Source organism: Corynebacterium sp. LK26, assembly GCF_014335085.1.
GTDB lineage: Bacteria > Actinomycetota > Actinomycetes > Mycobacteriales > Mycobacteriaceae > Corynebacterium > Corynebacterium jeikeium_D.
Map to the genome: position 1 here is coordinate 165222 of NZ_PDHB01000004.1, position 24020 is coordinate 189241.

A 24020-nucleotide genomic window follows, 5' to 3' on the forward strand; every position below is an offset into this window, starting at 1 on the left:
CAACTTTCGGGGACCAGTTCACCTCGGATCCCCGCGGGGCTTTTTCTGCCCCTCACCCTTTCACTTTTGCTTTAGGTAAGGGTAAGTTAACTCCCACTATGACCTCGAACCCAGTTACCCTGAACACTCCGACGAACACTTCCGCCTACCGCGCGGCCTTTTCTGACCACCTACTCTTGGCCGCCCCTTCTGAACCGCACCATCGAATCATCCGCGCCACTGTTTATGACGTCAGCGCCCCGGCAGAAAACCTGCAGAGGATTGTCATCCGCTCCCCCGAGCTAGTCGGCTTTCAGCTTTCCGGCCCGGACGAATTCTTTGGCCTCTTTATGCCGGCTAAGCCCGGCGAGAATCTCCATTTACCCCTCCACGGAGGTGGCGCCAATATCCGCGCAAGCGTTACAGCCATGCCGGAGACCCAACGCCCAAATTTACGTTGGTACACCGTACGCTCACTCGATCCCGAGTGCGGACAGATAACTTTCGACGTGGCGACACATGGCGTCAAAAATCCAAAGGATGAGCACGTCGGACCAGGGCTCGCCTGGGCTCTTGCAACTCGTGTTGGCGACCAGGTAGGCATCTGGACATGCCAGGGCCTCTGGCACCGCGCGCAAAGTTCACAAACACTTATCGCAGACCCATCTGCCGTACCTTCCGTTCGCGCCATTTTGGATTACGCGGATGCGTTTGCCCCGGAACAGTTGCGCGACATACACCTCGTAGTGGTCGCCGAGAACCATGGTGACCTCGAGCCATCCCTCGTCGCCGACTGGGAGAGCAAGCTGGGCAGCCTAGAAGTGCTGTTTAGCGCTACAACGGACTTCAGCACGGCAGTGATGTCCCACCTACAGCAACTGGACCGTGCCGAACACCCCGCAACACAGTCGAAGTACGTCTGGGTCGCGGGTGAAGGACAGCTCTGCAAGGAAGTACGGCGCCACGCAATTCACACCTGGGGCCTCAATAGCGAATCCGTGCAGTGGTGCCCCTATTGGTTCCTAGGCAGGGCACGGCCTTAATTAGCCACAATCCCTCGCGGCACAATAATCGGAGCCATACCGCGGGGATCTTCCCACACCTCGGCATTCAGGCCATATGCCTCGCGCAACACATCCACCGTCAGAGCCTCCTTTGGAGAACCCTCGGCGATCTTTTCCCCTTCCTTCATGACGATCATCTCGTCGCTAAAAGCTCCCGCCAGGCCAAGATCATGAAGTACGGTAATCACCGTCTTGCCCTCTTGAGCGAGCTCCCGCACGATACTTAGAATCTCTATCGCATGTGCCGGATCTAGGTAGGTAGTCGGTTCGTCCAACAGCACAATTGGCGTATCCTGCGCCAACACCATCGCCATCCAGACCCGCTGCCGCTGGCCGCCAGAAAGCTCCGCCACGTCGCGGGCAACAAGATGGTCAACCTTCGTCTTCTTCAGCGCCTCGCGCACTTTTTCTTTATCTTCTGACGCCGTCGCTCCCCCACCCCAGAGCGATCGACGATAAGGGTGCCGTCCGCGCTCCACAAGTTCTCCAACGGTCAATCCCGCCGGACACAGCGGGTGTTGTGGCAAAAGCGCAATTAGTTGGGCGGCTTCGCGCGACCGCAAACTATGCACGTCCTTTTTCTCTACAAGAACCCGTCCTTCGGCGGGAGCAAGCAGCCGAGAAAGCGTCTTGAGCAACGTCGACTTGCCACAACCATTGGGGCCTAAGAGCGTGGTGACCTTCCCGGGCTCTGCAGTGAAAGACACGTCCTTAACAATGCTTGGGCCGTCGTTGTAGCCCACGGTGACGTGATCAACTTGAACGTTCATTGAACCATTCCTTTCAGAGTTCCGCGACGGGCCGCCAACCACACAAGCAACACCAACGCGGGGCCACCGATGATGGCGGTAACCAAACCCACAGGGGATGTAAATGGCAGTGCGCCCGCCACGACGGCGCACGCAGCTAATAGAGCAGCGCCTGCAAAAGTAGAGCACAACGGATGGGGCGTGGGCGTTCCGGCCACCAGCTTGGCCAGCTGAGGAGCCAATAGTGCCACGAATCCAATTGGGCCGACAAAGGAAACCACCACCGCGACAATGCCCGTTGCGGCAATGAGCAAAATAGCGCGCACCCTCGTGACATTTACCCCAAGTGTGGACGCGGTGGCGTCATCATGAGAAAGAAGAGGGACATCGCGCGTAACACAAAGGCCTAAAACTACGAAGGGCAACAGGCCCAACACCATAGGAAACAAAGCTTCCATACGCACAAAGCCGGTAGACCCAGCGAGCCAAGTTTGGGCATCCGTGGCACGAGTTAAGTCAGCCCGGAGCAGGAGATACTGCACTAAAGACTGCGTGAGGAAAGACAGTGCCAGGCCGATGACCACTACGCGCTGCGACGTCCCGAAGCCACCGAGTAGAACGAGCAAACCAACGATCACTAGTGCGCCAAGCAAAGCGAGTGCAGCACGCCACCAGAACGTCGGCACCCCCTCACTCCATGCAGGGCGGGTAACTACGGTGCCCGCCACAACCAAAACCGCCGCGCCGCCGGATACACCGAGAATGTCCGGGCTGGCCAGCGGATTGCGGGCCATGGTCTGAGTCCACGCACCTGCCAGCCCTAGAGCCGCGCCGACCAGAACGGTAGCGATTGCTACAGGCAGGCGGAGATCCCACACCACGTTGATTGCTTGCTGTGTGCCCCCACCGGTGAGAACCTCGATGACTTCCATCGGGCTGAGCTTCACCGCTCCTTGCCCCAGGATTAAGCAGTAACAAAGAGCCGCTATGAGGGCGAACCCTGCCGAAGCCGCCAGGACGCGTCTGCTTCGTGAACGCTTAATACTACGGATAGACGTCATATCGCTCATATCGTCAGCTCCGAGTCATTCGAGGTCGGTGAACTCTTCTTACGTCGCACCGCCAGAATCATCACTGGGGCACCGACAATAGCTAAGACAATGGACATTTCCAGCTCGTTAGGCTGCAGGACGAAGCGGCCCACAATATCGGCTAGCAACACAGCCGCGCCACCAACAATGCCGGTCGGCAGCAAGAGGCGAGTCAGGGACGGGCCGGTAAACGGGCGTAGTAGGTGTGGCACGGCGAAGCCCACGAATGTCACAAGCCCCACAGTGGCTGTCGCCGAGCCGGCGAGGATGATCACCGCTGCGGCAGCCAACAAGCGGGTTCTCGTGGGCGAGCTGCCAAGGGAACGGGCGGAGTCCTCTCCCATCGCAAGTAGATCCAGCGGGCGTGCTGCAAGCGCACCACATAGAGCACCTAGTGCTAGACCTAAAGCAGCTAAGGCCACGTCTTCCATACCCCGCCCAGCTGTAGAGCCAACGGTCCAGCGGCGGAGCCCTTCCAGGGTGTCGGAAGAATAGAGGCTCAGCATATTCGTGGCCGCTTGCAGGGCGAAGGTAACTCCCACGCCCACGAGTACCAGAGTTAGCGGGTTACGCGATACGCGGGAAATCAACAGCACGATTAAGGCAGCGACGGCCGCCCCGACGAGCCCTACAAGTGTCCGCTCCCCGACCGTCGTTGCCCAGCCCAAGGTCAGTGCCGCAGCGACTGCGAAACTTGCTCCAGCGTTCACGCCGATAATGCCGGGATCTGCCAGGGGGTTGCGGGTCCAGCTCTGAGCAATGGCACCCGCCATAGCCAGGGCTGCGCCTGTGATCACAGCCAAGAGGGTGCGCGGAACGCGCAAGTCCCAAATGATGCCGGATTGCGTAGATGGGTGCGGACCATGCATGAGGATGCTGGTCACTTCGCCAATGGAAAGATCTTTGGAACCCAAGTACAGGGAGGCAAGCAGCAGCAAAGCCAAGCCAACGAGTGCGGCCGAAGTAAGCAAACGCCGGGAAAACACCAAAGAATGTCGAGTTCTTGAAACGGACACTTTCAATTAAATTGCGTCAGAGAACTTGTCGACTGCCCAGGGGATGGTCAATGGGTTCGGCATACTCATTGCATTGCCCACGTTTTCGTCCATCCAGCGGACCTTGCCTTCGCGAACAACGTCCAGCTTGCTGAATGTTGGATCCTTCTTCAAGGTATCGGCGGCACCCTGGTAATCAAGGATGAAGAGGTAATCGACGTTGTTGAGGTCGCTGTAGTTCTCAGGTGCGATGTCGCGGTAGAACTCGCCCCCGTTACCTTCGAGCTCCTTCGGGATCTCGAAGCCCAGACTCTTGATAAACTGCCCGCGACCGTCACCGGAGGTGTACAGGCCGATCTTTCCCTGATAAGGCATGACGATAGCCGCACGCTTGCCTTTGAGCTCAGGGTGCTGCTGTTGGAAATCATCGAAGGCCTTCTGCGTTTCTTCGACGAGTTTGTCGCCTTCTTCTTGCTTGTCTACAGCGCCGGCGATCTGGTTGACCTGATCCCGCCAGGGGATCTGCCAGTCCGTGGCACCGTCTGGCTTAACGGTGGTTGGGGCGATGTCATTAAGCGCCTTCTTCGCCTGCGCGTCTACGGCAGAGTTCACCGCAATGATCTTGTCCGGATCAGCGGCGGAGATCTTCTCCAGGATTTCAGCAGTGAATCCGTTGGCAGTACCGTAAACCACTTCAGGCTTGTTGTCGCCGAGCTTTTCGGTAGCCCATGGGCCGACGCCAGATGCATCAACATCTCCCTCAGCACCCCAGGGCGCTACGAGGACTGGTTGGATGCCTAGAGCGAGCAAGGTATCGCTGTCTCCCAGGCCAACTGCGGCGATGCGCTCGTCCCCGGTGCCCTCATTTTTTGACGCCGCCGCGTCGTCGCCTCGGGAGCAACCAGACAGAACAAGAGTGGATGCTGCCAAGACAGCGGCGGTCTTCAGCGCCGCTCGACGGGTCAGCGAATTGTTTCGAAACATGTGAAAACCTAACGCGTAAGGAACTCTTTGAAACGCTGTAAAGTACCCGTAGCCCCAAGAGACTGATGGCCTCTTTCGGCTACGGCCAACACAGCAATCGAGCCTATATTACACAGGTAAGGCTAACCACACAACAGGCTACCCTAAATTAGTCCGCTTCCTGCTCGGCCGCTACCGACTCCATCGCCGCCCTGGCCACCGTCGCCACGCTGGCCACCGTCGCCACGCTGGCCACCCTAGCCACCCTGGCCACTGTCACCGCCCTGGCCACCCTAGCCACCCTGGCTCTCAATGCCGAGATGCTCGCGCTATTGCAACTCGTGGCACCAACTGTCGGAAAAGTTGCACTTCGAAGGTCGAAATGTCGCTAGAACGGGAATCTGTCAGCACAGGCGCGCCTCCGAATTTTGCGACAATTCCCTGACCTGCAGTTTTGCGGAGCTGCAAATCAGTGTCTTTAACGCATTCCCGTTCTAGCGACATTCACCCCTGCTAGCGCCCCAAATACGGCGCCGTCGGCCACGCATCCCCGGTCTAGCGACATCTGCACATCCTCACGCCGCCAAATAGGGCGCCGGCGCCTCCCGTGACGCAATCCCCCCCCCAGCACTGCGCTCGCACAATCTCACATTCCGCTGGCGCTGCAGCCAAGCGGAAAGCGTGGGCGTCAATAAGAAAAAACAGGCCCCCTACCGCAACAATGTGAACTACTCCCCATTAGTTGGACTGAGAAATCAGTTACCGACTAGTGGGGAGTAGTTGTCATTGAGAGCACGAAGTTCACTAAGTGCCAAGGCTTAACTTTTTGCGCTCTCAAGTACTGCGCTCAACTACTGGTCAGCGACCAACAACTCCGCAATCTGGATGGTATTCAGAGCAGCGCCCTTACGCAGATTGTCGCCAGAGACAACCAGCACCAGGCCACGCCCCTCCGGAACCGACTGATCGACACGGATACGACCCACCAGGGACTCATCCACGCCAGCGGCGGCAAGCGGATTCGGAACGTCGACGACCTTCACGCCCGGCGCGGACTCCAGCAGTTCGGTTGCCTTCTCTACAGACAGAGCATTCTCAAACTCAGCGTGAATCACCAGCGTGTGGCCAGTGAACACCGGAACGCGCACACAAGTACCAGCAACAGCCAGCTCAGGGATAGACAGAATCTTGCGGGACTCATTGCGGAGCTTCTGCTCCTCATCGGTCTCCAGCGAACCATCATCAACAAAGTTGCCGGCCACCGGCAGCGCGTTGAAAGCAATCGGTGCGACGTACGGACCAAAGTCCTCCGCAACCAGAGCCGAACCATCAGTGGTCAGCTGCTCCAGGTTGTCGATGTTCTCGCGCACCTGGCCAGCCAGAGTATTCACGCCAGCAAGGCCCGAACCCGAGACGGCCTGGTAGGAGGACACACGCAGACGCTGCAACCCGGCCTCGTCGTGAAGCGGCTTGAGCACCGGCATCGCGGCCATCGTGGTGCAGTTCGGATTAGCGACAATTCCCTTCGGGATGTCCTGCAAAGCATCCGGGTTGACCTCGGAGACCACCAACGGGACCTCCGGATCCTTACGCCACGCCGACGAGTTATCAACAACAACAGCGCCAGCAGCCGCAAAACGCGGAGCCTGCTCCTTCGACAGCGTGCCGCCAGCGGAGAACACCGCGACATCAATGCCCTTCAGATCCTCGTCAGAAGTAGCCGCGACATCCTCGACAACAATCTTCTCGCCGCGGAACTCCAACTCCTTGCCCGCACTACGAGCAGAAGCGAAGAAACGAACCTTATCGGCCGGGAAATTACGCTCCGCCAACAGGGTGCGCATCACACGACCAACCTGGCCAGTGGCACCAACAACAGCAATCGTGGTCATGAAAACTCCTTAACGTCCCGTACCAGCGTAAACAACAGCCTCAGTGTCTCCACCGAGATTGAAAGCGTCGTGCAGGGCCTTCACAGACTTGTCGACATCCTGGCCATTAACCAGCACCGAGATACGAATCTCAGAAGTGGAAATCAGATCGATATTCACACCCTCATCAGCGAGCGCCTCACAGAACGTCGCAGTCACACCCGGGTGGGACTTCATGCCAGCACCGACCAAGGAGACCTTGCCCACGTGATCGTCGTAAAGCACGTCCTTCCAGTCGTTGTCAGCCTGCAGCTTCTTCAGCAACGCCATCGCCTTCGGAGCATCCTCGCGCGGGCACGTGAAAGTAATGTCAGTGCGGTTATCCGCGACGGTGGAGACGTTCTGCAGCACCATATCGATGTTGATCTCCGCATCCGCAACAGCACGGAACATCTTCGCCGCCTGGCCCGGATCATCCGGAATGCCCAGCACGGTCACCTTCGCCTCCGAGCGGTCATGCGCCACACCGGTCAACACTGCTTCTTCCATAGGGATATCCTCCATCGATCCATCAACAAGGGTGCCAAGTTCATTGCTATACGACGAACGCACACGCAACGGAACATTAAACGCGCGGGCGTATTCGACACTTCGCAGCTGCAAAATCTTCGCGCCAACCGCGGCCATCTCCAGCATCTCCTCGAAGGAAATGTTGTCCAAACGCTGTGCGTCCGGCACAATGCGCGGATCCGCGGTGTACACGCCGTCCACGTCGGAGTAAATCTCGCAGACGTCCGCCTCTAGGGCTGCCGCGAGGGCAACCGCAGTGGTATCCGAGCCACCACGGCCCAGCGTAGTGACGTCCTTGGTCTCGCGGTTTACACCCTGGAAACCGGCCACTAGGCAGATATGGCCCTCATCGAGAGCCTCACGGACACGGCCCGGAGTGACCTCGACGATGCGGGCGTTACCGTGGCGCTCCGTGGTGATCACGCCGGCCTGCGAACCGGTGAAAGACTGGGCCGAGGCACCGAGGCTTGCAATCGCCATAGCGACCAGTGCATTGGAAATACGCTCACCGGCGGTCAGGAGCATATCCATCTCGCGTCCCGGCGGGACCGGGTTGACCTGCTCAGCGAGGTCCAGAAGCTCATCGGTGGTGTCGCCCATTGCCGAGCAGACAACCACGACGTCATTGCCCTGCTTTTTGGTTTCCACAATTCGTTCTGCAACACGACGAATGCGTTCGGCGCTCTCCAGGGATGAACCACCGTACTTCTGCACAACCAGTGCCATGGTCGGCAACCTCCAAAAACTAGGCAACTATATGCACGTAACTATTATTGACTCAATTTACTTGAGTCGCATTCGTAATTACATAGTGGGTTACCAAAACGTAGCTTGCGGGGGTTGCGTGGAGGGTTTGGATCGGGTTGCGTAGGGGTTGCGGGGTTATTGGGCATGGGTTGGGTGCGGATCGGACGCTGCTGCGGGCTGCAAATGTGAAACTGACTAAGTTTATGACAAAAATATGCCCTGAAACTTGTCAAAACTGACATAAACCTAGTCAGTAACTCTCGGTACTGTGCCAAGAACTCCGGGCTCAGCCAGCTCCACTCCGGGCTCCCCGGCCCGAGCTCAGTCAGCATATCGGCCGAACCAGCTAATTCCCGAGGCGCTGCGGGCACCAACCACTGCCCCGCCCAACCCCTGCGAAGTGGACATGACAAGTGTTGCATGCCTAGCATTCCCTACGTGAACAATGACCTTCTCGCTGCGATACTGGCACTGCTGTCCGCACTCAGCATCGCGTGGGGAACCGTCATCCGCCACAACCTCTCCGGAACACTGGAAGAGGGCACCAGCACACTTCGCGGAGTGGCGAAGACCCTGAAGCTGCCGCGCTGGTGGCTGGGCTCGGGCCTGGCGATTGCCGGGTATGTATTTCAGGTCGCGGCGTTGGCATTCGGCACGTTGCTCCTGGTGCAGCCGTTGCTGGTCATGAAGCTGATGCTCACGCTCCCGCTGGCGGCGAAGGTCAATGGTCGGCGGATTTCGCGGTCAGAGATGATTTGGTCCGTGGCGCTTACTTTTGCGGTGGCGACGCTGGTGTTGCTCGGCAAGCCGACTGCCGGCTCCACCGATATCCCCACCTACCTGTGGGGATGGGCTCTTGCCGCCGGTGGCGTGGTCACCTGCGGACTGTACGCCGCTGCAGTTCAGTGGCCCAATACCGGCACGGGTAGCGGCTCCAACGCAGGTAGCGGCTCCAACACGAGTGACAGCCCAGCCATCGCAGACCGCTCCAGCGCCGACAACAGCACAGGTAGTACCTCAGCCACGAAACAGCGCGGAGTGCTACGCCAGAACCCGAAGGCCCTGCTGCTCGGCACGGCAACCGGCTGGCTGTACGGCTTCGTCGCGCTGCTGTCTAAGTCGGTGGTCGATACCTATGTCAACGACGGACTCGTCCAGCTCCTGCTCTCCTGGGAACTCTGGCTGCTGGTGGCACTGGCGGTTATTGGCGTCGGCCTGCAGCAGGCGGCTTTTAACGCGGGACCGTTGCAGGCTTCGCTACCAGCTATGACCGTCGTGGAGCCGATTGTTGCCTTCAGCTTGGGATACATCGTTCTTGGTGAACGCTTCCAGGCAGTTGGTGTGCAGTGGGTGGCGCTGTTTATCGCACTGGCGACCATGATTTCTGCCACTATTGCCCTGGCGGCTCGGCCGGCAGAAGCCACCGCCACAGCCTCCACAAGCGCCCCAAGCACCGAAAACACCGCAGACACCGCGACCACCGACACCACAAGCACCGCAACCACCGACGCCCCAAGCACCGAAATCACCACCACAGACTCCACCGATGCCACCGCTCGGTAAGTAGAGTTCAGCTCTCCCGGGTTGCATGACCTAAATTGGTATGTGCACTTATTAAGTCGTTAGCGATTTGTCGGCCTGGCTATCCCCTGCCCGGGAACTATCCCTGGTGAGAAAGACCCGTGGCCGCTATGCACAAGGTCACCAAAGGTAGGACTCGATGGGGCGTCATTCCCATTCCAAGCGGGCAACTTCCAAGCGGGCAACCAACACCAAAGCAAAGCCCCAAAAAGGCAAGAAGCTCAACTCGAACACCATCATCGCCCTGCTGTTGATCATTGGTGGTTTGGGAGTGCTGCTGTACCCGGTTGTCGCAACGCAGTGGAACAATTTCCTGCAGGCCCGCGCCGCAGATGAGTACTCCAAGCTGGAGAAATCCGCTCCTCCTGAGGTCTTGGACACCGCCTGGAACGAGGCCCACGAGTACAACGCCAGTCTCGGCGAGGTCAATCCGGGCGATGCCTGGACCACCTCCGATGACGAGTCTTCCCCGGAGTACCAGCGCTATCGCCACTACCTCGACGTGCTTGGCGAGACCGACGCGCTCGGCCGCATCGTCATCCCGTCCATCAACTCTGACCTGCCCATTTTCCACGGCACGTCGGAAAAATCGCTTTCGCGCGGGGTCGGTCACCTCTACGGCACCGACTTCCCGGTCGGCGGCGTGGGCGAGGGTGAAGGTCGTCACGCGTCGCTGTCGGCGCATACGGGTCTGCAGAATGCGACGCTGTGGGACAACCTCGACAAGGTCAAGAAGGGCGACGCGTTCTACATCGCAGTCGCGGGTCACAAGTTGAAGTATGAGGTCCACGACGTAGCCGTCGTAAAGCCGGATGAAACCGATGCTTTACGACGCGTCCCCGGAGAAGACCTGATCACCCTGATTACGTGCACGCCTTACGGCATTAACACGCACCGCCTGCTGGTGACGGGGCACCAGGTGCCGATGGATCCTGACGAGGAATCCGTGTTCGACGGCAGCGGTTCGCAGTGGCAGTGGTGGATGTGGGCCATCCTGGCAGCAGCGGCGGTGATTATTGCGCTGCTGATTTGGTGGCTGCGGAAGCTCTCGCGCGACGGCAAGAGCGAACCGGAGGCCGAGCGCGAGAGCGACGAGGCGGAGGAAGACGAGGCGGAGGATTAGGCCCCCTTACGAGGTGGCCATCACCTTCGTCTCCCCGATTGCGTCCTTGATGTCGTTGATTCCCTTTTCAAAGATGCGCTGGAGGCCCAGTGCCAGGATCAGCGACGGGATGATGAACAGCGCCAACATGAACATCAGCTTCCAGTAGTCGGCCTCGTAGATACCGGCGATGGAGCTGCGGAACATGTCAATCGCGTAGGTACCCGGCAGCCACGGGCTAATGTTCTGGACCCACTGCGGCACCAGAGGCAGCGGATACGCGCCACCTGCGGCCGAGACCTGCATCACCAGCAACAGCACGCAGATGGCCTTGCCGGCGTTGTCGAAGGTGAAGACGAACGAGAAGATAATCATCATAAACACCAGCGAGATTACCCAGCCGGCCAGCAGCATCAGGAATCGGTGCGCGGGCTCGATGCCCACGTACACCTGGAGTCCCAACACCATCAGCGTGGACTGAACCAGACCAACGCTTGCGAAGGTGGCGAACCGGCCGAAGTACTTCTCGACGCGGGTGTAGTCATCGGCCTGTACAGCGTTGATTTGCGCGTCGCTGGCCTCGTCGGCCTCAGCGTCAGCATCATCGCCGACCTCAGCGGCTGCATCGCCCTGCGCATCATCGACTGCATCGCTGACCACATTCTCGGCCTCATCATCGCCGACCTTCTGACCGCCGCGGCTACGGACCGTGGTGCGGATCAGCACCGACGACAGCAGCGCACCGATCCACAGCGCGAGGGTCGCATAGAACGGCGCCATACCCGCACCGAAGCTCTGGACTGGGAAGACGGGGTCTTCCTCGACCTGCACCGGCGCGGCCAACTGCGCTGCCAGGGCACTTGGGTCATCACCGACGGCCTCAGCAATTCGCGAGAGGTCCCCGGTGTCCTTCGCCTCTTCCAGCGCGTTGTGAATCTCGTCGAAGCGAGCGGCCAGATCATCAAAACGGTTGCTCAGACCCATCGTGGCGGCGCTGGTCTTACGCAGCGTGTCCACCGGCGAGCCGGAAATCGTACCGCGGATGCCGCGAATGTCCTCGCCAATGACCTCGATGTCGTTGCTCAGACGCGACACCGGCTCCGACAGCGCGTCGATCTGCGGGCGCAGGTTCTGCTCGTAGGAGTTTTTGGCATTTTCCACAGCGGCAATCGCAGCCGTGAAAGCGTCCTTCGCCTGGCTTATCGACGATCCCGTATCCCGGCCACCACGCAAATCCGCCGCCACGGCGGAGAAACTCTCCTGCAGCCCACGGGTGCGAGCAATCGAGGTGTTCAGATCGGAAATCGCGCGGTCATAGCCCGGCTTAGCGACACCCGGAACCACTGCCCCAACGGTGTCCTCCAGGCGGTCACGCATCGCAGTCAGACCGTCGGCCTGCTGGCCAAATTTGGCCGCCATCGCATCAAAGGTATCTGCGGTCGCGCCGCTGGTGGCCTGGGTGCCGTCGACAAGCTCGTTGACGCGATTGCGCACGCCTTCGTAGCTCGACTGCGTTGCGTCAAGCGCCGTGCTAACCGAGTCGCGAACATTGCCGACCGCGGCATCCAGATCGCCGGCGACATTGCCGTCCCCCGAACCATTGCGCAGAATGTCCATCCGCGCACCAGCGTTTTCCAAAATGGAATCCGCGGTCTCCACCAGCGGCACGGTGGTCTCCACCAGCGTAGACAGCGAACGAGCAGTCTGCGCACCGGAGCGCAGCCGCGCGGCGGTGTCATCAACGCGGTTTTGCACGCGCGTCAGTGCCTGCTTGGAGTCCGAGGTGTTCAGGTACTCATCCAGCGAGGTGATCGCGCCCAGCCCAACACTGGCGACGACCTGCGTGAAGTTCTTGTCAATCTCCTGAATAACGCCACTCGCGCCCTTACTCGTAATGATTGACGAAAGCGCGTTCTTCTTCTCATTCGTATAGAGCGTCAGCTTAGGCGCCTTGGTGCCCCGGACGTAGAAGGTCATCAGTTCGGTACTGAAGTTCTCCGGAAGCACGATTGCCGCGTAGTAGTCACCGGACTTAGTGCCGTCGATGGCGTCCTCAGAATCCGTAATCTGCCAGTCGATGTCGTGATTACGGCTCAGCTTCGACAGCACCTCATTGCCCAAGTTGACGTCAATCGCACCGATATCCGTGCGATGACCACGGTCATTACTGGCGACCGCAATCTTCAGCTTTTCGGTGTTCTCAAACGGCTCCCAGCTGGCCAGCACGTTAAAGCAGGTGAACAGCAGCGGAATCAGCACCAGGCCGAAAACCATGATGCCGGTCATCGTGTTCTGGCGGATCACCCGAAAGTCATTCCGCACAATTTCAAGAACGTTTCTCATTAGGCTTCACCTTCTGGGGAAGTCTTCACGCTTGCCGACGACACCTTCGCCTGTGGCTCAAACGAATCACCAGCATTTTCCAGCGAGTACGCATGCGGATGGGAAGTTTGGTGCTCCATGTAGGCGCGCAGCTCCTCCTCCGACATCTCGCTGAGCTCCTGGGCGTGAATCACAGACTGCTTGACGTACTCGCGCACCGCGATGTAGGCGAGGCAGAGCAGCACAAACAGGCAAGCCAGACCGAAGAACAGGGCCTTCTGATCCGGGTAGTTACGGGCCAAAATACCCAGCACCACCAGGGCGGCCACGGCGATGCCAATGGCCATGCGCATGAACAGCGTGTAGCTGCCACGCAGATTCTCCATCCGCTCGTCGACTCGCGATTGGTACTCCTCGCGGTTACGCAGCGCAAAGACGAGGTCACTGAGCTTGTATCCGCTACCGACCAGGTGGACTTCTTCGTTGTTGACCAGTCCGCCCTCTTCAAGCTGGTGGTTAACCAAGACATTGACCGAGGACAGGCTGCGGCGCAGCCAGTAACCGACCACGTAGGCGACCACTGCCATGGCCATCAAGGTGAGCATGTTCTTCAGGTAGTAATTCGAGTAGAAACCACCAATGGTCTCGCGGAGAGCATCAATGCCGTAGGTCAACGGCAAGAACGGATTCAGCGCCTGGAAGAAGTCCGGGGTCATCTCAATTGGATAGAGACCGGCGGCGCCAGGAATCTGAATAAACGCGAGCACTACTGCAATACCACGTCCCACGTGGCCAAACGCCGACACCAAACTGTAAATAATGGCGAGATAACACAACTCCACCACGACACAGGTGAGGACGAACGCAACCGCGCTGACATGCTGCACACCAATGACGATGTCACCGATAGAGACAATCAGCGCCTGGAAAGTAGCGATGATGCCCAACAGCAATGTGCGCCCCATGTACGCCTGGCCCACCGTGATTTCCTTGAAACCTTCCGCGTCGACTTCCACGCGGAAAATCACAATCAGAATGAACGCACCAATCCACAGCGACAGGTTGGTAAACAGCGCCGCCATACCCGAGCCGTAGTGATCCACCGGGAACACGGCCTCGGTCTTAACCTCAGCCGGATCGCTCAGGAACTGCGAGATACCCTCAGGATCGAGGTCGTTGACCATGTTCATGGCTTCGCGCTCTTCGGTGGTGCCCAGGGTAAGGACATCGAGACGCGCGGTTTCCAGACCATCGCGCACACCATCAAGGTCGGCCTTGAAGCTCTCGAGGACCTGATCCGCAGCAGAAAGCTGCCCACTCGTAGCGTCGAGAAGCGCGGACGTTTCCTTGACGGTGTCCTTTTGCGCGCCCAGCGCCGCCGCGTACGAACCCACGCGCGCGTTGAGCTGATTAAGCGCCTTGCTCAACTGCGGAAGTGCGTCCTGGGACGCCTGACGAATCTGATCCGAGGCGGCCTTGCCGTCCTTAGTGGCCTGCGCCAATGCCTCGCTGGTGGCGTTGAGGGAGTCGAGAGTTCCCTGCGCCGAGCCGGAGACGTTCTTCAGTCCCTCCACCAGCTCTTTATTGGTGGCGTTGCTCTCGTCGAGCGCATCGATGGTGCGCTGGATTGCCTGCTTATCCGGGCCGTTGAGCGGGTTGGCCTCCAGCAGGGAATTCAGCCCACCAATGACCTGATCCGCCTGGTTGACGATGTCCTCCGCCGCAGCCGTCGCAGAATCCGAACGGGAAATTGCGCCCTGCAGATTGCCAGTCATCGCGCCAATCGCGGCGTTGGCGTTGCCGGTGCCCTCCACCAGAGCGGTGCTGCCCTGCAAGTAGGCGTCGTTGAGATCCGCGGAGAAATTCAGGACCTCATTATTGAGCTCACCAGTAATCGCCTGCACCTGCGTCAACGCATCCTGGGCGTCATCGAGGGCCGTGTCCACGCTGCCGAGAGTCTTCTTGATCTGCGCAATCGTCGGCTGCAGATCGCCAATCTGCTCCTGGATAGCACCGACTTCATCGCGGCTATTGGCAACCGCATCGGCGACATCCTGGAAAGCGTCAGCGGAATTGAGACGAGCCGCATCGAACCGCCCCTGCAGCAGGCCGCCAGCTTCCTTAACCTCCTCGGTGACCGCCTTCGCAATCTCCTTATTAAAGGAAGCGGAAATCTGACCATCAATACCGGACGCGCCCTGCGCCGTGATGTGCGGCGAGATCGCGTTGATCTTCTGGTTAGCGCGGTATTTCAGCTTTGCTGGATGCCCCTGCCCTTGAATCAGGTCAACCATTTCCTGCGAGAAATTCGGCGGAATGGTGATTTCGGCATAGACCCTGCCGCGCTTTAGGTCCCGGTCTGCCTTCTCGGCATCGGGGAACTGCCAGCCCAGTTCATGATTTTGTTTTAGTTGTTTGACCACCTGGTTACCGATATTGAGGCTTCCGGTAACCGAGGAACTCGCGCCCTTGTCCTCATTCACAATTGCCACACCGATGTTCTCGGTGTGCTCGTACGGATCCCAGAAGCCCGGGATGTTGAACCAGGAGTACAAGGCAGGGGTGATCATCACGCCGATGATGATTACCCACACTCTTGGGCTATTGCGGAGACGGCGCAAGTCTCGCTTAAGAATAGACCAGCTAGTTTGCACCTTAAGGACGCTATCATCTTTAATCCACTAAATACATTGGTACTAGTTTTAGAACTATCGATGGGTGGGGTGGGTGGCGTGGATGGCTGAGCATATTTCCCCCACTAAAACCCCCGAATGATGAAATTCATATAACCATCGGGGTAAGGTACATCACATGCAACGCGGACTACTGCTTCTATGCCGCGGCGGGGCTTGGGTTTAAGGCCGGCTCCCCGTCGCGGGGTAAGTTGTGCCGGCCTACAAGAAAAGTCCGAATTAGAAAGGCCCACAACATGTCTCCTTCCGACGCTTTTATTTCCGCTCCTTCTGTAATCTCCACTCCTGCTGGCGAGATTCCGGAAGGACAGCCTGCTTGGAATAAGCAGCGCAACTCACAGATGGCAACCAACCGCTACCTGCCTTACGACCAGGAAGTTCAGGACTTCCAGCTGAAGGACCGCACCTGGCCGGACAAGCGCATTACTAAGGCACCGGTTTGGTGTGCCGTCGACCTGCGCGATGGCAACCAGGCGCTGATTGACCCAATGAGCCCGGAGCGCAAGCGCCGCATGTTCGAGCTGCTGGTCCAGATGGGCTATAAGGAAATTGAGGTCGGATTCCCGTCCGCTTCCCAAACCGATTACAACTTCGTGCGCGAGATCATTGAGAAGAACATGATTCCGGACGACGTCACCATCCAGGTTCTGGTTCAGGCTCGCGAGCACCTGATTCGCCGCACCTTCGAGGCATGTGCCGGCGCTAAGAACGTCATCGTTCACTTCTACAACTCCACCTCGATCCTGCAGCGCGATGTTGTGTTCCGTAAGGACAAGGACGCAATCAAGAAGATTGCCACCGACGCCGCAGCGCTGATTAAGACCATCGCGAAGGACTACCCGGACACCAACTGGCGTTGGGAGTACTCGCCGGAGTCCTACACCGGCACCGAGGTTGAGTACGCCAAGGAAGTTGTCGACGCCGTGGTTGATGTCATCGACCCGACGCCGGAGAACCCAATCATCATCAACCTGCCGTCGACCGTGGAGATGATCACTCCGAACGTCTACGCAGACTCCATCGAGTGGATGCACCGCAACCTCAACCGCCGCGACTCCATCATCCTGTCGCTGCACCCGCACAACGACCGCGGTACCGGCATCGCCACCGCCGAGCTGGGCTACATGGCCGGCGCCGACCGCATCGAGGGCTGCCTCTTCGGCAACGGCGAGCGCACCGGTAACGTCTGCCTGGTCACCCTGGGCCTGAACATGCTGACCCAGGGAGTCGACCCGCAAATCGACTTTTCCGACATCGATATGATCCGCCGCACCGTCGAGTACTGCAACCAGCTGCGCGTTCCGGAGCGCCACCCGTACGGCGGCGACCTGGTCTTCACCGCTTTCTCCGGTTCCCACCAGGACGCCGTGAACAAGGGCCTCGACGCAATGGCAGACAAGGTCCGCCCGGGCGCTGCCGTCAAGGAGCTTTCCGACGAGGACCTGCGCGCGGTGACCTGGGAAGTTCCTTACCTGCCTATCGACCCGAAGGACGTCGGTCGTTCTTACGAGGCCGTTATTCGCGTGAACTCCCAGTCCGGCAAGGGCGGCGTGGCCTACATCATGAAGACGGACCACGGCATGAACCTGCCGCGCTCCATGCAGGTCGAGTTCTCGTCCGTTGTGCAGGCAGTCACCGATGCCGAGGGCGGCGAGGTCAACTCCAAGGCGATTTGGGACATCTTCGCAGGTGAGTACCTGGACCGCGAGGTTCCGCTCGAGCAGATTGCCCTGACTGTCGATGCCCCTCAGAACGAGTCGGACGCCACCAAGATCAAGGCTCACATCGTCTACGAGGGCAAGGAGCAGACCGTCGAGGGTGTCGGCAACGGCCCGCTGGCCGCTTACGCCAACGCCCTGGAGAAGCTCGGCATCAACGTCGAGGTTCAGGAATACGTCCAGCACGCTCGCACCGCAGGTGACGACGCCGAGGCTGCGGCCTACGTCCTCGCAGATGTCAACGGCACCAAGGTCTGGGGCTCCGGCATCGCTGGTTCCATCACCTACGCATCGCTGAAGGCAGTCACCAGCGCGGTCAACCGCGCACTGGCTTAAATTCCACATAGTTACTGACTAGGTTTATGACACTTTCGTGGCAAAATTTGTGCTCAAAGTGTCATAAACCTAGTCAGTTTCTTTTTGGGGCAAACTATCCAGCGGTCCCTCGGCCCCGCTACCCAATCAACGGGCCGGCATTGCGCACATCCGCACGGAAAGTCACCCCACCTGCGGCTACCACGCGTTCGCGCTCGATGAGGATTGAACGGAGCGTCGATAAGCGAACTGCGTGCAATTCCACCTCTTTCCACACCACCCGCGCGACATCCAGCCCCGTTGCGCGCAGCGAACGCTCGCGGTAAGTCTCCCGCGTGAGCAGCTCAGACTGAGCCGCGGGCGTCGGCGCGACCTCGCTAGCCGAATACTTGATGTGGCCATCGAACTCCACGACAAGCAGCAGGTCAGGGATATAAAAATCCACGCGGGCGAGAAAGTGCGGCGGATTGTGGCTGGTGCCACGCGACCAGATTTCGGCTTGCTCGTGGAATTTCAGGCCGAGTTCGAGAAGCGCGGCTTTAGTCAGCGCCTCACCGGGCGTTTCGCAACGACCATGACAGACCGCGAGCGCACGGTGAAACAGCTCTTGGCCCCGCACGCTGGGATAATGCGCCGGGAGCTCCTCAAGCTGATCGCGCGTGGCGCCATGCCGCAGCGCACCTTCGACAGCCAACACCGCCGCCCGCCACGACACGGACTCCGGCCCCTTCTGCCTGAACCGGACGCGACACTCATCGAAGGCCGCACGCGCGAGCACCGCGACCCGCCGGTCCGCGAGCCCCTGCGTGTGATCCAGATGGATCTCCGAGCGCAGGCGCATGCAATAGTCGATGCCGTGGAACTCCTGACTCCCGCCCACGACCACAATCTTCGCATCGCGCACCAGCACCCACGAACCGTGCAAGGCCAGCGCTGCAGCTCCCGAAATGACGCCTGACGACGTCTCGGAGACCACCGCCAAAGCAGTAATAGCCAGGCGTTTCTCGCGGTGGAGCCCCTCCCAGGCATGCGCGACTACATAGTGACCTCGGCAAAGCCGCTCCAGATAACCGGCCCGCGCTTGCCTTGCGACCTCGCGGTATCCATTCCCCGGCTGGTCATCCGGCCTAATGATTCCAAACTGGTCCGCCACCAGTTGCTTGCGTTTCTTGTTGACCATTTCTCCCCCGCCCCGTGGTTGTTGTCCTGTGGCTGTTGCCCCGTGGTAGTTATTTCGTCCTTATTTTTGTGGCGCTGTTTTGTGGCTCTATTTCGTGGCCTTGGCTTGTGGCACTGTTTTGTGGCCCCTATTTAATAAGGCGCGGAAATTGCCCTCGCGGTTCCATTCCTTTTCGGCTGAGCACCCAGTCGGGGGAAAACTTTTGGGCCTTGCGTGGTTTTTGTAGTTTGCGTGGTTTACGGGACCCGTGTGACCGTGCCCCACGGTCCTTCTGAGCTTGAGGCCGAGCTAGTGCCCAAGTTACTGACTAGGTTTATGACACTTTCGTGGCAAATTTTGTGCTCAAAGTGTCATAAACCTAGTCACTTTCTCCGCGGGTGAGCGCACCCGCTAGTCTTAAGGCATGACTGAATCGGCGCGCGAGGAGCGCAAAGCGACTGGGACCTCTTCTCAGACGAAGAGGCGGCGGCGGAATCGTCGCCGTTCTCAACGCGCGTCGGCAGCGGGCGCGAAAACACCACCAACTGCACCGGCTTCCACCACAACGGACGCAGCCACGACCAACGCAGCTACACCGGCCTCAACCACCACCGGCGCAGCCACGACCAACGCAGCTACACCGGCCTCAACCACCACCGGCGCGAGTACCGCTGGCACACCCACAACGGCCACAACCACACCCGCCACGGCCGAGACCGCCGCAACAAAGGCCGCTGACGAGCACAAACAGTTCTCGTCGGCGGAGGACGCTCCTTACGCAATCGTGTCCATCCAGGCCACGGGCATCCATCCCAAGACGTCTCGGCTGGTCAGCCTGGGAGTGTCCACCGCCGACAGTAGCGGCAACATCGTGGACACCTGGCATGTCGTCATCAATCCCACCGAGGATCCCGGCCCGACACACCTCCACGGCCTCGAGCCCGCGGACTTCGAGGGGGCACCGAAATTCGGGGTGATCCAGGCCAAGCTCGCGCACGCGCTCGATGGGCGCACGTTGGTTGCTCATAATGCGCCGCTGGTCTGGGGTTTTATAGTTGCCGAGGCCAAGAGGGCCCGTCGTCAAGCGAATCGTGAGCGGTCCGCGCGGAATAAGCGGGGGCGTCGTCGTACGCGCACTCGCGTCGCGCGGATTCCGGCGCCCGCACGGATTGCCGATACGTTGGAAACGGCGCGTCGCCAGGGCAAACGGCTTGACGACGCTCGCCTGCGCGCCGTCGCGCGCGCCTACGGCCTCGATGTGCCTTCGCCCGAGGCATCGATTGCTGGCATCTCGGTGCCCGAGCGGGTGCGGACGTTGGATGACGTCACCACCACGCTTGCGCTCTTCCGCGCACAGGGCGGGCTCGACGAGGGTACAACCCTGAACATGTACACGCCCGACCAGCTGCGCGAGGACATTGTGGGCCTGCAGCGCTCGACAGTGCGTGTCGACGCGATGGAAGCGCCGCGCCCCGTGGAGAACCCCGGCCGTTATACGCCGGGGCGGAAGCTCGCGACGGGCATGGAGTTCGTCGTGGCACCAGAGGTGTCGCTGGACCCGGATGAGCTGATCGCGGCGGGTGTGCGGGCTGGGTTGGCGTACTCGGAGAAGGTCACTCGGGAGTCGTCGGTGCTGGTGTGCAACCGGCCGGCGGATGTGACGCCGGATCAGCTGACGGGCAAGGCCATGCATGCCCACCGGAAGGACATTCCGATCGTTTCCGATGAGGCGTTTTTGCGACTGGTCGGCGAGATGGAGAAATAGGGCTCGGGCTTTTTGCCAGCGCATTCGTTCTATGAATTATTCACAGTAAAATACACAGTTATGAAAGAAGGCACTTCACATAACGACGTAAGTGACCACAGTCGCAACCGCGCAAGCTCCCCGAGCCTGCGCGCACGGTTCGCTACATCCGCCGCTCACGCCGCCACCTGGGCTTCTCGGAAGTCCGGTCGCGGCGCGGGTGGCATGATCGGTGGCCTGATTGCGCAAAAGATTGACCCGCGCATTCTGGCCTCCCTCGGCAAGGGACGCCCGGCCGCGATCATCACTGGCACCAACGGCAAGTCCACCACCACCCGCATGTTCGCGGCCGCCATGCGCGCCGCTGGCCACAACGTGGCCACCAACGAAGGCGGCGACAACATGGACGCGGGCATCATCTCCGCGCTGCTCGCCACTCCCGATGCGGACAGCCTGGTCCTGGAAGTCGATGAGCTGCACGTCCCGCACATCGCAGCGGATCTGAAACCGCAGGTCCTGGTGCTGCTGAACCTTTCCCGCGACCAGCTCGACCGCGTCGGCGAGATCAACAAGATTGAGGCCACACTCCGTGCTGCGGTGGATGCGAACCCGCACGCGACGGTCATCGCCAACTGCGACGACCCACTCATCGCGTCGGCTGCCTGGGACGCCAAGAAGGTTATTTGGGTCTCCGCGGGCGGTGGCTGGACCAACGATGCCACCTCTTCCCCGCGTACCGGCGGCCCCATCATTCAGGACGGCCACAACTGGTACGCCGTGAAGCCACTCCCGGACGGCTCGGAGTTCAAGCGGCCAGAGCCGGACTACCGCATCACTGCGGAGGGAGTCATCACGCCTGCCGGCGACACCCTGCCGATGAACCTCACGCTGCCGGGCAATGCCAACCGCGGCAACGCCACCCTGGCTATCGCGGGCGCTGTCGATATGGGCGCGGACCTGGAGAAGTCCCTCCGGGCCACCGAGACCGTCGACAACGTTGCGGGCCGCTACTCCACCATGGTTGTGCGGGATGACAAGGGCGCCGAGAAGCACGTGCGCATGCTGCTGGCCAAGAACCCGGCCGGCTGGCAGGAGGCGCTGTCCATGGTCGACCGCACTGCGGATGCAGTGGTCATCGCAGTCAACGGTCACGTTGCTGACGGCGAGGACCTGTCCTGGCTGTGGGATGTCCGCTTCGAGGACTTCGACGGCATGGATGTGCTGTCCGCGGGCGAACGCGGAACTGACCTCGCGGTGCGGTTGCTGTATGCGGGCATCGATGCGAGGTTGGTCGCAAATCCGCTGCAGGCGATCCGGTCGTGTGAGGCGCGGGGGTCGTCGTCAAGCGTCACCCGAGTTGAGGTGCTGGCGAACTACACCGCCTTCCGCGATCTGAAGCGCGACATCGAACGAGCACAGGAGGAAAAGTAAATGAGCGAGCTGTCTATCGGCCTGATCCTCCCGGACGTGCTGGGCACCTACGGCGATGATGGAAATGCGCTGGTGCTGCGGCAACGCGCGTGGATGCGTGGGATTGACGCCGAGATTGTCCCGATTAAGTTGGGCGATGCCGTCCCCACCGACCTGGATATTTACACCGTCGGCGGCGGCGAGGATGTCGCACAGACCATCGCGGTGGAGCATCTGATCAACGACGGCGGCATCAAAAAGGCAGCCGAGGCCGGGAAGCAGATCCTCGCGATTTGCGCGGGCTTCCAGATCTTCGGCAATTCCTTCCGCGCGGGCGGACGCGACGTCGCAGGTCTCGGCCTTGTCGACTGCACCACCGATTCACTCGAGTCGCGCGCGATCGGCGAAATCTGCACGCTCGTCGATCCCACGAACGGTTTGCTTGACGACGTCGACGCCAGCCCACTGACTGGCTTCGAAAACCACATGGGTCGCACGACCCTGGGTGCCGATGCGAAGCCGCTTGGTCGGGTTGTCCGTGGCGTGGGCAATACCGGCCCGGAAGTGGAGCAGGCGGACTCCGGGATTGCTCCGGGAGTGGATGTTTCTGCACTCACACCGACCGGTGGCGCCGAAGGCGCGGTGCAGGGCTCGATTATCTGTACCTACCTGCACGGACCTGTGTTGGCTCGCAATCCGCAGCTGGCTGATCTGCTGCTGGCCCGCGCGACCAACCAGGACCTGTCGAGCCTGGCTCCGCTAGACCTCGAGGTAGTGGATAAGCTGCGCGAAGAACGCATCCTGTCCAAGCCGCGTCCGAAGAGCGAGCGCTAGTCTTGTAGTTTCGCGCGCGGCCGGTTGGAGGCCTTAAACCTTCAGCCGGCCCGTCAGCGCGCGGGACAGGGTCAGTTCATCGACGAACTCCAGGTCCCCGCCCAGTGGCATGCCGGAGGCCAACCGAGTTACCTCGAGATCCGGGAAGTCCCGCAGCAGCCGGGCCAAATAGGTCGCGGTGGCTTCGCCCTCGGTGTTGGGGTCAGTCGCGATGATGACCTCGTGGATTTCTGGGGGTTGGGTCTCGTCGACGTCGTCAAGCACGCCTGCGATACGTTGCAACAGCGTGCGGATATTGAGCTCGTTCGGACCGATGCCGCCGAGCGGATCGAGCGCCCCGCCGAGCACGTGGTAGCGACCGTTGTACTCCCCCGTGCGCTCGATGGCCTGGATATCGCGCGCCTCTTCAACGACGCACACCAAACCTCGGTCGCGCCGTGTATCCGAGCAGTACTGGCACACGTCGCTTTCCGAGATGTTGCCGCAGACCCGGCAGAATTGTACACCCTCGCGCACCCGCCCCAGCGCGGATTGGAGTCGCCCGATGTCCTCCGGCTCCGCCTTCATCAAGTAGAAAGCGATACGCTGAGCTGACTTCGGGCCGATGCCCGGCAGGCGCGAGAACTCATCAATGAGATCTTGGAGTGGTCCCTCGAACAATGATAATTACCTACAATTACTGGTCTGAAAAGCTAATTTAGAAACCGAGGCCACCGAGACCGTCGAAGCCCTGGGACAGCGGGCCCATCTTCTGCTCTGCCAGCGACTGCACCTTAGCGGTAGCGTCCTGGAAAGCAGCGAGGACCAGGTCCTGCAGTCCGTCGACATCCTCCGGGTCTACGACCTTCGGATCAATGGCGATGTCCGTGACCTCGCCCGAGCCCTGCATAGTCACCTTGACCAGACCGCCACCGGCCTCACCGACGATGGTGGAGGCGACGATCTCCTGCTGTGCTGCCTGCAGCTGCGCCTGCATCTGCTGTGCCTGCTGCAGAATTGCGTTCATATCTGGCTGAGTCATAACTAACTTTCCTAACTATTGTGCTTTTTACGTGCAGATTTATAGTTACGCGCACGCTTAAAGGCTCATCGCCCTTGCTTTACGACGCGCAT

Annotated in this window: 18 protein-coding genes; 7 read left to right on the forward strand and 11 right to left on the reverse strand. The window is 60.1% G+C overall.

Annotation, left to right across the window (positions count from 1 at the left end; genetic code table 11):
* Window positions 1-98: 98 nt before the first annotated feature.
* Complete coding sequence (locus tag CRD13_RS05595; protein WP_016421889.1) at window positions 99-1022, forward strand: siderophore-interacting protein; 924 nt, start codon at window positions 99-101, stop codon at window positions 1020-1022.
* Here the strand turns inward: CRD13_RS05595 and CRD13_RS05600 are convergent.
* From CRD13_RS05600 to CRD13_RS05625, 6 genes are all read right to left on the reverse strand, one after another.
* Window positions 1019-1813 carry an ABC transporter ATP-binding protein gene (locus tag CRD13_RS05600; protein WP_016421888.1) on the reverse strand — a complete coding sequence of 265 codons (795 nt, stop codon included), beginning with the start codon at window positions 1811-1813 and terminating at the stop codon, window positions 1019-1021. The genes CRD13_RS05595 and CRD13_RS05600 overlap by 4 nt on opposite strands.
* Window positions 1810-2862 carry an iron chelate uptake ABC transporter family permease subunit gene (locus tag CRD13_RS05605; RefSeq protein WP_016421887.1) on the reverse strand — a complete coding sequence of 351 codons (1053 nt, stop codon included), beginning with the start codon at window positions 2860-2862 and terminating at the stop codon, window positions 1810-1812. The genes CRD13_RS05600 and CRD13_RS05605 overlap by 4 nt, the downstream gene beginning before the upstream one ends.
* Window positions 2859-3854, reverse strand: a complete 996-nt coding sequence (locus CRD13_RS05610; protein ID WP_222865141.1) for an iron ABC transporter permease — start codon at window positions 3852-3854, stop codon at window positions 2859-2861. Before CRD13_RS05610 ends, CRD13_RS05605 begins: the two co-directional genes overlap by 4 nt.
* A 51-nt stretch (window positions 3855-3905) precedes the next feature.
* Window positions 3906-4862 carry an iron-siderophore ABC transporter substrate-binding protein gene (locus CRD13_RS05615; protein ID WP_016421885.1) on the reverse strand — a complete coding sequence of 319 codons (957 nt, stop codon included), beginning with the start codon at window positions 4860-4862 and terminating at the stop codon, window positions 3906-3908.
* 830 nt (window positions 4863-5692) lie between these two features.
* On the reverse strand, window positions 5693-6733 hold the full coding sequence (locus tag CRD13_RS05620; protein WP_070859183.1) for an aspartate-semialdehyde dehydrogenase: 1041 nt from the start codon (window positions 6731-6733) through the stop codon (window positions 5693-5695).
* A gap of 9 nt (window positions 6734-6742) precedes the next feature.
* Window positions 6743-8008 (reverse strand): aspartate kinase, encoded by a 1266-nt coding sequence (locus CRD13_RS05625; protein WP_187401386.1) that lies wholly within the window; start codon window positions 8006-8008, stop codon window positions 6743-6745.
* A gap of 459 nt (window positions 8009-8467) precedes the next feature.
* Between CRD13_RS05625 and CRD13_RS05630 the strand changes: the two genes are divergently transcribed.
* Both CRD13_RS05630 and CRD13_RS05635 read left to right on the forward strand, forming a co-directional pair.
* Window positions 8468-9592 (forward strand): DMT family transporter, encoded by a 1125-nt coding sequence (locus CRD13_RS05630; RefSeq protein WP_224783819.1) that lies wholly within the window; start codon window positions 8468-8470, stop codon window positions 9590-9592.
* 157 nt (window positions 9593-9749) lie between these two features.
* Window positions 9750-10733 (forward strand): class C sortase, encoded by a 984-nt coding sequence (locus CRD13_RS05635; RefSeq protein WP_187401387.1) that lies wholly within the window; start codon window positions 9750-9752, stop codon window positions 10731-10733.
* Window positions 10734-10739: 6 nt separating this feature from the next.
* On the opposite strand, the gene CRD13_RS05640 is transcribed toward CRD13_RS05635, so the two are convergent.
* Together CRD13_RS05640 and CRD13_RS05645 are read right to left on the reverse strand one after the other, a co-directional pair.
* The gene (locus CRD13_RS05640; protein ID WP_187401388.1) at window positions 10740-13055 is read right to left on the reverse strand and encodes a YhgE/Pip domain-containing protein; all 2316 of its coding nucleotides are present in this window, start codon (window positions 13053-13055) and stop codon (window positions 10740-10742) included.
* The gene (locus tag CRD13_RS05645) at window positions 13055-15688 is read right to left on the reverse strand and encodes a YhgE/Pip domain-containing protein (RefSeq protein ID WP_187401389.1); all 2634 of its coding nucleotides are present in this window, start codon (window positions 15686-15688) and stop codon (window positions 13055-13057) included. The genes CRD13_RS05640 and CRD13_RS05645 overlap by 1 nt, the downstream gene beginning before the upstream one ends.
* 275 nt (window positions 15689-15963) lie before the next feature.
* On the opposite strand from CRD13_RS05645, the gene leuA reads away from it, so the two are divergent.
* A complete protein-coding gene (leuA, locus tag CRD13_RS05650) occupies window positions 15964-17781 on the forward strand; it encodes a 2-isopropylmalate synthase (RefSeq protein ID WP_187401390.1) in 1818 nt (605 codons plus the stop codon).
* 118 nt (window positions 17782-17899) lie between these two features.
* Here the strand turns inward: leuA and CRD13_RS05655 are convergent, their stop codons facing one another.
* Window positions 17900-18913, reverse strand: coding sequence for a hypothetical protein (locus tag CRD13_RS05655; RefSeq protein ID WP_246822148.1), 1014 nt, complete (start codon window positions 18911-18913; stop codon window positions 17900-17902).
* A gap of 430 nt (window positions 18914-19343) precedes the next feature.
* Here CRD13_RS05655 and CRD13_RS05660 point away from each other — a divergent pair, with 430 nt between their 5' ends.
* Genes CRD13_RS05660 through CRD13_RS05670 form a run of 3 tightly spaced genes read left to right on the forward strand, consistent with a single transcriptional unit; the run spans window position 19344 to window position 22907 of the window.
* Window positions 19344-20684: an exonuclease domain-containing protein gene (locus CRD13_RS05660; protein WP_222866659.1), complete on the forward strand. Its 1341-nt coding sequence runs from the start codon at window positions 19344-19346 to the stop codon at window positions 20682-20684.
* Window positions 20685-20744: 60 nt separating this feature from the next.
* Window positions 20745-22094 (forward strand): MurT ligase domain-containing protein, encoded by a 1350-nt coding sequence (locus CRD13_RS05665; RefSeq protein WP_070862909.1) that lies wholly within the window; start codon window positions 20745-20747, stop codon window positions 22092-22094.
* The gene (locus tag CRD13_RS05670) at window positions 22095-22907 is read left to right on the forward strand and encodes a type 1 glutamine amidotransferase (protein WP_187401391.1); all 813 of its coding nucleotides are present in this window, start codon (window positions 22095-22097) and stop codon (window positions 22905-22907) included. It begins immediately after the preceding gene.
* A gap of 33 nt (window positions 22908-22940) precedes the next feature.
* Here the strand turns inward: CRD13_RS05670 and recR are convergent, their stop codons facing one another.
* Window positions 22941-23567 (reverse strand): recombination mediator RecR, encoded by a 627-nt coding sequence (recR, locus tag CRD13_RS05675; RefSeq protein ID WP_016421873.1) that lies wholly within the window; start codon window positions 23565-23567, stop codon window positions 22941-22943.
* Between the two features lie 37 nt (window positions 23568-23604).
* Window positions 23605-23928, reverse strand: a complete 324-nt coding sequence (locus CRD13_RS05680) for a YbaB/EbfC family nucleoid-associated protein (RefSeq protein WP_005511884.1) — start codon at window positions 23926-23928, stop codon at window positions 23605-23607.
* Window positions 23929-24020 lie beyond the last annotated feature (92 nt).